At 44.9% G+C, this 8501-nt stretch carries 9 protein-coding genes; all 9 read left to right on the forward strand.

Going from position 1 to position 8501, the window contains the following annotated elements; genetic code table 11:
* Window positions 1-25 precede the first annotated feature (25 nt).
* The 9 genes from nth (at window position 26) to mnmA (ending at window position 8374) form a co-directional block, all read left to right on the forward strand.
* Window positions 26-655: an endonuclease III gene (nth, locus tag ACERC7_RS04435; RefSeq protein ID WP_373658728.1), complete on the forward strand. Its 630-nt coding sequence runs from the start codon at window positions 26-28 to the stop codon at window positions 653-655.
* A 218-nt stretch (window positions 656-873) separates the two neighbouring features.
* The gene (locus tag ACERC7_RS04440) at window positions 874-1566 is read left to right on the forward strand and encodes a response regulator transcription factor (RefSeq protein ID WP_373658678.1); all 693 of its coding nucleotides are present in this window, start codon (window positions 874-876) and stop codon (window positions 1564-1566) included.
* Window positions 1563-2951, forward strand: coding sequence for a two-component system histidine kinase PnpS (gene pnpS / locus ACERC7_RS04445; protein WP_373658677.1), 1389 nt, complete (start codon window positions 1563-1565; stop codon window positions 2949-2951). The genes ACERC7_RS04440 and pnpS overlap by 4 nt, the downstream gene beginning before the upstream one ends.
* A gap of 124 nt (window positions 2952-3075) precedes the next feature.
* Window positions 3076-3951, forward strand: coding sequence for a substrate-binding domain-containing protein (locus ACERC7_RS04450; protein WP_373658727.1), 876 nt, complete (start codon window positions 3076-3078; stop codon window positions 3949-3951).
* 62 nt (window positions 3952-4013) lie between these two features.
* Complete coding sequence (gene pstC, locus ACERC7_RS04455) at window positions 4014-4886, forward strand: phosphate ABC transporter permease subunit PstC (protein WP_373658676.1); 873 nt, start codon at window positions 4014-4016, stop codon at window positions 4884-4886.
* Window positions 4883-5695, forward strand: a complete 813-nt coding sequence (pstA, locus tag ACERC7_RS04460; RefSeq protein ID WP_373666234.1) for a phosphate ABC transporter permease PstA — start codon at window positions 4883-4885, stop codon at window positions 5693-5695. Before pstC ends, pstA begins: the two co-directional genes overlap by 4 nt.
* 1 nt (window position 5696) lies before the next feature.
* Complete coding sequence (gene pstB, locus ACERC7_RS04465; protein WP_373658674.1) at window positions 5697-6449, forward strand: phosphate ABC transporter ATP-binding protein PstB; 753 nt, start codon at window positions 5697-5699, stop codon at window positions 6447-6449.
* Window positions 6450-6459: 10 nt separating this feature from the next.
* On the forward strand, window positions 6460-7113 hold the full coding sequence (gene phoU / locus ACERC7_RS04470; protein ID WP_373666235.1) for a phosphate signaling complex protein PhoU: 654 nt from the start codon (window positions 6460-6462) through the stop codon (window positions 7111-7113).
* Window positions 7114-7252: 139 nt separating this feature from the next.
* Complete coding sequence (gene mnmA, locus ACERC7_RS04475; protein WP_373660211.1) at window positions 7253-8374, forward strand: tRNA 2-thiouridine(34) synthase MnmA; 1122 nt, start codon at window positions 7253-7255, stop codon at window positions 8372-8374.
* The last annotated feature ends 127 nt before the right edge of the window (window positions 8375-8501 follow it).

An 8501-nucleotide genomic window follows, 5' to 3' on the forward strand; every position in this document is an offset into this window, starting at 1 on the left:
AATTTATATGGAAAGGTCATGTAATATGCCCCTCTTATCCAAGAAAAACGCTCGTCATGTTATCGAGGAGATTATCGCGCTTTTCCCAGACGCTAAGCCCAGTCTGGACTTTCGAAACCATTACGAGCTACTGGTTGCTGTCATGCTGTCTGCCCAGACAACCGATGCAGCGGTAAACAAGGCGACCCCTGCTTTATTTGAGCGCTTTCCAAGTCCTCAAGAGGCTGCTGTTGCCAGTCCTGATGAGATTGCGCCCTATATTGCCAGACTAGGGCTTTATCGCAACAAAGCCAAGTTCATGCACGAGCTCTCTGTTCAACTCTTAGAACGATTTGATGGGCAAGTTCCTCAAACTCGCGAAGAGTTGGAGAGTCTGTCTGGTATCGGACGAAAGACAGCTAATGTCGTGCTGTCTGTTGGTTTTGGTATTCCAGCATTTGCTGTTGACACTCATGTGTCAAGGATTTGTAAACATCACAAGATTGTCAAGTCGACAGCAACTCCCTTAGAAATCGAAAAACGGGTCATGGCTATTTTACCTCCAGAGCTCTGGTTGCCAGCTCATCAAGCCATGATTTACTTTGGTCGAGCCATCTGTCACCCTAAACATCCAGAGTGTGATCATTATCCCCAGCTTTACATGTTTGACAAATAAGTTGACAAAAGTATCAATTAAATTGACAATAAAAATAAGCGTTTGAAAGGCCTGATAAAGCTTGATGTTCACTAACATGAACTAACTGCTAGATTAAAGGTTGAACTTTTTGTTGCATTATCACAAAAAATAGGAGAACAGCCTGACTTTACAGCCTTTTTAGCAAGCCATGATACAGTAAAAAGGTAAAGTTTACGGGTTAGAAAGAGAAAATGGTGATGAAAAAGATTTTGGTGGTGGAAGACGAACCCAGTATTGTAACCCTTTTGGTTTATACGCTAGAGCAAGATGGATTTTCTGTTACCAGTGCGGATAATGGTCGTAAGGGGATGGAATTAGCTCTTTCTGGTCAGTTTGATTTTATCATTCTGGATTTGATGCTGCCTCAGCTGCACGGTATGGAAGTCTGCAAAAAACTCCGTCAGGCTGGTGTGGACACTCCTATTCTCATGTTGACCGCTAGAGATGATGAGTTGGATAAAATCATCGGGCTGGAGTTGGGAGCAGATGACTACATGACAAAACCCTTTAGTCCAAGGGAAGTCATCGCAAGAGTGAAGGCTATTTTGCGGCGAAGCCATCGCAGCACTCAAGAAACAGAGCGAGTGCTACAGGTTCAGGATTTGACCTTATTTGAAGAACGTCACGAGGTGTATCAGTCGGGTCAATTGTTGAGCTTGACACCAAAGGAATTTGAGCTCCTTCGTTTTTTGATGAAGCGAGCAAACCGTACGCACAGTCGAGAGCATCTCCTAGACAAAATCTGGGGCTATGACTATACAGGAGAGACGCGTATGGTGGATGTGCATATCGGTAAGCTTCGGGAAAAATTGGAACTAGATACCAAAAATCCGCGCTATATCCAAACAGTTCGAGGATTTGGTTATAAATTTGTGGGAGATAAGGAATGAGAGATTTTTTACCCTCAAGCTATCGCAGATTCTTGGTATGGTTGGGCGGCGTGCTTCTCTTAATCAGTATTTGCCATCTATTCTTCGTCAAGCTTCCCTTTGCGGATGGGAATATCTGGCTATCTCTAGCCTGGGCATTTTATAGTTGCCATCTTTTGAGCCTCTTTTTGGTGGTCAGCTATCTGCGTCATCCGATTAAGCAAGTCGAGCGTCAGCTTTATCGATTGCAGCAAAATATTTACGACAAAGACTACGTGCAACAGTCTGTGCCTGTTTACAATGAGTTGGGAAAAAATCTGACCTTATTGGGTCAAAAGTTAGCCGTGTTTGAGCAGAAATACAGTCATCAGAAAAGTCAGCTTGACCTCTTGCTCCGTCATCTATCTGTGGGTGTATTGGTCTTGGACGCTAGAGGACAGGTGACCTTGGCCAGCCAGTCCATGCAGCTCTATTTTCCTGATAGTCAACTGACAGGAGAGACCTTTGTCCAAATCAATAAAACAGCTGAACTCAATCTATTGATTCAAGAAGTTTCGGACAGGAAAGTCATGCTGAATCAGGAAATTGATATTTACTTTCCTGAAGAACGTACGGTGGATGTCATTGTGTCGCCGGTCTTGCAGGGCGCTAAACTGACCCAACTGTTACTTCTTTTTTATGATGTGACGCATTTACGGCGCTTGGAGCAGGTACGTCAAGATTTTGTCAGCAATGTTTCTCATGAGTTGAAGACTCCGGTGACGTCTATCAAAGGCTTTGCAGAGACTTTACTGTCAGGTGCCAAGGATGATGAAGCAGTTCGGGATCAGTTCTTGACCATTATTTACCAAGAAAGTCAACGTTTGCAGCAGATTGTTCAGGATATTCTGGACTTGTCACGATTGGAGCAATCTCCATCGGCTATCTTAGAAGAGGAGTTTACGATAGGTGAACTGGTCTCTGACTTGTCCGCCAGTTTATCAGGGCAACTGTTCGCCAAAGAGCTTGAGTTTACCTGTGTGGACAATCTGTCATTGCCCTATCTCGGAGATAGGGGAAAACTGTCGCAGGTTTTACTCAATCTCTTAACCAATGCTATTCGCTATACGGATAGAGGTGGTCAGATAAGGGTCATTTTGTCACAAGAAAAAACTGACGTTAAGATAGAAGTTGCTGATACAGGTATTGGTATTCCAGAAGAGGAGTTGGACCGGATATTCGAACGATTTTATCGCGTTAACAAGGGTCGAAGTCGACAAACAGGAGGAACAGGTCTGGGTCTGTCGATTGTTCAAAGCCTTTTGCTGGCGATGGATGGTCGGATAGAGGTAGCAAGCCAAGTTGGGCATGGCAGCCAATTTACTGTTTACCTACCGATGACAAAAAGAAATGAAAGCAATACATGAGCTTGGATTCCATGCATTTTCTTTACACAATCTTTACAAAAAACTGCATATCATCCTTACAAAACCTTGATAGACTAGATTTATAGCTGACAACAAAAAAATTTCAGCTATGAGAAAGAGGTCAATCATGTTGAAACAACTTATTAAAGCAGGCTTTGTCTTGCTGGTAGGCGCTAGTCTGGCTGCTTGTGGCAATCAGGGAAGTGATGGAACTTCCAATCTCGGAGATATCATGGTCGTCTCTCGTGAGGACGGTTCAGGTACGCGAGGTGCTTTTGTTGACATCACAGGTGTACTGGAAAAGTCTGGCGATATAGAAGTCGACCAGACCACAAAAGCAGCAACTATTCAAAACAATACCGAGGGGGTTGTGGGAACGGTATCTGGCAATCCGAGTGCCATCGGCTATGTGTCATTAGGGTCACTGACAGATGTTGTCAAGGCTGTCAAGATTGATGGTGTCGCACCGAGCAACGAAACTGTCTTGGACGGGACTTATCCGATTCAACGTCCCTTTAACATTGTTTGGAAGGAGAGTTTGTCTAAACAAGCACAAGACTTTATCACCTTTATCCACTCAAGCGATGGACAAGCTATCGTGACAGATAAGAAATACGTGGCAGCAAAAACAGATAGCCAAGCTTATCAGGCTACACCTCAATCTGGCACAATTTCAATCGTTGGGTCGACATCGGTAACACCCCTGATGGAACAGTTGGCAGAGGCTTATCAAGTCCTTCAACCAGATGTCAAAATTGACATCACCTCAAATGGGTCATCAGCTGGCGTAACTGCTGTTCATGAAGGAGTTGCAGATATCGGCATGGTATCTCGTGAACTCAAAGACAAGGAAAAGCCAGGATTGACAGCGGATGTGATTGCTCTGGATGGCATCGCAGTCGTAATCAATAAGGATAACCCGCTAGAATCTCTAACGGCTCAAGAAGTTAAGGAAATTTATACTGGAAAACTCCTGACTTGGAATGAGATTGGCGAATAAGATGTATACAATTAGGTTGACAAAACTGTCAAGGTCTTGTCAACTTTTCAAGGAGGAGGTTTATGCGTTTAACGCTTAAAGGACAAGAAAGGCGAGAGTCTCTTTTCAAGGGTGTTTTCTTTTTATCGGCTTTATTGTCTGTACTGGCCATTGTGGTGATTTCAATCTTTATTTTTGGGAATGCTCTGCCATTTTTGCTGAAGCAAGGACTAGGGGATTTCCTCTTTGGGACGGATTGGTCACCGTCTAACCTACCGCCAACTTATGGCATTCTCCCGATGATTGTCGGTTCCTTATTGGTCACAGCAGGTGCGATTGTGCTGGGTGTCCCTGTCGGGGTCTTAACAGCTGTTTTTATGGTCTATTTTTGTCCTAAAGCCCTGTACAGTCTCTTGAAACCTTCTGTAAATGTTATGGCAGGTATCCCTTCGATTGTTTACGGCTTCTTTGGTTTGCAGTTTATCGTTCCTTGGATTCGTTCCTACGGCGGGACGGGGTTAAGCGTCTTATCGGCTGTGATTTTGCTTGGTATTATGATTTTGCCAACGATTATCAGTCTATCCGAGACTGCCTTACGGGCTATTTCGAAAGATGATTATGCTGCTAGTCTGGCTCTAGGGGCTTCCCATGAACGAACGGTCTTTAAGGTGATGTTGCCAGCGGCTCGATCAGGTATTTTTTCTGCCGTTATCTTGGGAGTTGGTCGGGCAATCGGTGAGACCATGGCGGTTATCTTAGTCGCGGGCAATCAGCCTGTCATGCCGTCTGGTCTGTTACGAGGAGTTCGCACCATGACGACCAATATTGTGTTAGAAATGGCTTACGCTTCAGGAGAGCATCGAGAAGCCTTAATCACGACCGCAGCAGTTCTCTTTCTCTTTATTTTGCTGATAAATGCTGGCTTTGTCTGGGTGAAAAGGAGGTCAGAACGATGAAAAATAAGCTACTGCGAGGTCTCGTTTACCTATCAGCCTTGATAACGTTTGGGTCACTTTTTTTGGTCATCGGTTTTATTTTGATGAAAGGTCTTCCTCACCTGAGTTTAGAACTTTTTTCTCCGACTTACAGCTCAAGCAACATGTCTCTCTTGCCCTCTATTGTGACCACCCTTGTCTTAGTGCTTGGGTCGCTTCTTTTGGCAATTCCAATAGGTGTTTTTGCAGGGTTTTACTTAGTTGAATACGCCAACCGAGGTAGCAAGGTGGTTGGTTTCATTCGTTTGGCTGCAGATACCCTGCAAGGTGTACCGTCAATTGTCTTTGGTCTCTTTGGCATGCTGTTCTTCGTTATCTTTTGTGGGTTCCAGTATTCACTCTTGTCGGGGATTTTGACGTCAGTATTGATGGTTCTGCCCTTAATTATTCGAGCGACAGAAGAAGGCTTGCTTGCTGTACCAGACAGTGTCCGTCAGGCCAGTTTTGCTGTCGGAGCTGGAAAGCTTCGAACGATTTTTAGGATTGTTCTCCCAGAAGCCATGCCAGGTATTTTAGCAGGTGTGTTACTGGCTGTGGGGCGAATAATCGGAGAGACTGCCGCTTTTATGTACACTTTAGGGACATCAACCAACATGCCCACGAATCTCCTAGACTCAGGGCGTTCCTTGGCTCTTCACATGTATGTGCTTTCTAGCGAAGGGCTATATTTGAAAGAAGCCTATGCGACAGGGGTTATCCTCATCGTCACAGTCTTGGTCATTCAGACCATTTCTAACCAACTCTCCAAGAAATTAACGAAAGGGATTTAGCATGGGACAGATTGTAGTGGAGCAGATGAATCTTTTTTATGGAGATTTTCAAGCTCTGAAAAACATTAACTTACACTTGCCAGAGAAACAAGTAACGGCTTTGATTGGTCCTTCAGGTTGTGGCAAGACGACCTTTCTCAAGACCCTCAATCGAATGAATGATTTGGTACCAGGATGCCGAATTGAAGGGCATATTTCCCTAGATGGTCAGGATATTTTTGACAAATCCCTCAATCTTAATCAACTGCGAAAAAAAGTCGGTATGGTTTTCCAGCAACCAAATCCCTTTGCCATGTCTATCTATGATAACATTGCCTATGGTCCGCGGACACACGGTATTCAGGATAAGGCAGAGCTGGATCGGATTGTCGAGAAAAGTCTACGCGGGGCGGCTATCTGGGATGAGGTTAAGGACAAGTTGAAAAAAAGTGCCAGGTCCTTATCTGGTGGTCAGCAGCAGCGCATTTGCATAGCGAGAGCTCTGGCAGTCGAGCCAGAAGTTTTGCTCATGGATGAGCCAACGTCTGCCCTTGACCCGATTTCTACTTTGAAAATCGAGGATTTGCTCCAAGACTTGAAAAAGGATTATACCATCATCATGGTGACTCACAACATGCAACAGGCGGCTCGAGTAGCAGACACAACAGCCTTTTTCCTTTTGGGTGAGGTTTGTGAGTTTGGTGACACTGCTCAGATTTTTACCAAACCAACAGACGAGCGAACAGAGCAGTATGTGACAGGTCGATTTGGCTAAGGAGGAATTCATGAGACAAGCATTTCAGGAGGAATTAGACCATTTACAACATCAGGTCAATCAGTTGTTTGACCTGACAGAGCAAAGTTTTGTCAAGGTGCATCAAGTGCTTGCCACAGATGATATCGCGCTGGCTGAGCAGATTCTAGCAGAAGATGCTGAGATTAACCAAACCCAGTTGGCTATCGAAGTGGCTGCAGCTCACCTGATTGCTCGACAACAACCTGTTGCGAAAGATTTACGCCAGATTGTGTCATGGATGCAAATCAGCTCAGACTTGGAAAAAATTGGAGACTACAGCGCCTTGATGGCAAAGTGCTTGCTAAACCTTCAAGGGCATGCTCGCTCGACCGATTTGGAGGGTGCTCTGCTTGACTTGGGCCAACAAGCGCATCATCTATGTAGCCTGGTTCGCTCTCTGGTCAATCATCAAAAAGAGCAGGAATTACAGATTGTCACACAGTTAGAAGAAGCCTTGGTTGAGAAGAGAAAATCTCTATCAGCGACCGTTAGGCGGCGGATGGACAGGGAGACTGATTTGGTTTTGAGCGGCACTTATTATTTGTCTATCGCGCTCCACATGGAGCGGATGGCAGATTACTTGACCAATATCTGTGAGCGCTTGGTTTATATCGAGACGGGTCGCTTGCAGGAAAAAGCTTAACAGATTGGAGTAGAGTGAGGAGTTCTACTCCTCTTTTCTTGAAAATAGTGCTATAATAAAGACTCAACATCGACCTTCAAATCGACCGTTGACAGCTCTGCCATTTGGCAGAAGAAAAAATATTTGATGGGAGAAATCTATGACAGACAATAGCAAGATTCGTGTCGTTGTCGGCATGAGCGGGGGTGTTGACTCCTCCGTGACCGCCCTGCTGTTAAAAGAACAGGGCTATGACGTCGTTGGTATTTTCATGAAAAACTGGGACGACACCGATGAAAATGGCTTTTGCACAGCAACCGAAGACTACAAGGATGTCGCTGCTGTGGCGGACCAGCTGGGAATTCCCTACTACTCAGTCAACTTTGAAAAAGAGTACTGGAACCGTGTTTTTGAGTATTTTTTAGCTCAGTACCGTGCGGGTCGCACGCCCAATCCAGATGTTATGTGCAACAAGGAAATCAAGTTCAAGGCCTTTTTGGACTATGCTATGAGCTTGGGGGCGGACTATGTGGCGACAGGTCACTATGCCCAAGTGAGACGCGATAAGGATGGGACTGTTCATATGCTCCGTGGAGTGGACAATGGTAAGGATCAGACCTACTTCCTTAGCCAACTATCTCAAGAACAGCTACAAAAAACCATGTTTCCACTAGGTCATTTGCAGAAGTCCGAGGTAAGGGCAATCGCAGAGCGGGCAGACCTTGCGACCGCTAAAAAGAAAGATTCGACAGGCATCTGCTTTATCGGGGAGAAAAATTTCAAGGAATTTCTCAGCAACTATCTACCAGCGACGCCAGGTCGCATGATGACCGTTGATGGGCGAGATATGGGCGAACATGCAGGTCTCATGTATTATACCATCGGTCAACGTGGAGGCCTTGGTATTGGGGGTCAACATGGTGGTGACAACCAACCTTGGTTTGTTGTTGGAAAAGACTTGTCACAGAATATCCTCTATGTTGGTCAAGGCTTCTACCATGATAGCTTAATGTCAACAAGTTTACAAGCCAGTCAAGTTCACTTTACAAAAAAAATGCCAGAAGAATTCACCTTGGAGTGCACAGCTAAGTTCCGTTACCGTCAGCCTGACAGTAAAGTGACTGTGAAGGTTTCAGGCGACAATGCTGAGGTCATCTTTGATGAGCCACAACGAGCCATTACCCCAGGTCAAGCTGTTGTTTTTTACGATGGTGATGAATGCCTTGGCGGCGGCATGATTGACAACGCCTATAAAGATGGGGAAGTTTGTCAGTATATTTAACTAGATAAATTGCAAGAATAAGTGCAACACTTATCACAATTCCTTCAATAGTGCTTCAAAAGCTGTTCTGTAAGCCAAACATTTTCGTGGTCGGTTATTGATGTCAAATAAGACTTTCGCCAATTGT

This window comes from Streptococcus sp. E17BB, assembly GCF_041807725.1.
Taxonomy (GTDB): domain Bacteria; phylum Bacillota; class Bacilli; order Lactobacillales; family Streptococcaceae; genus Streptococcus; species Streptococcus entericus.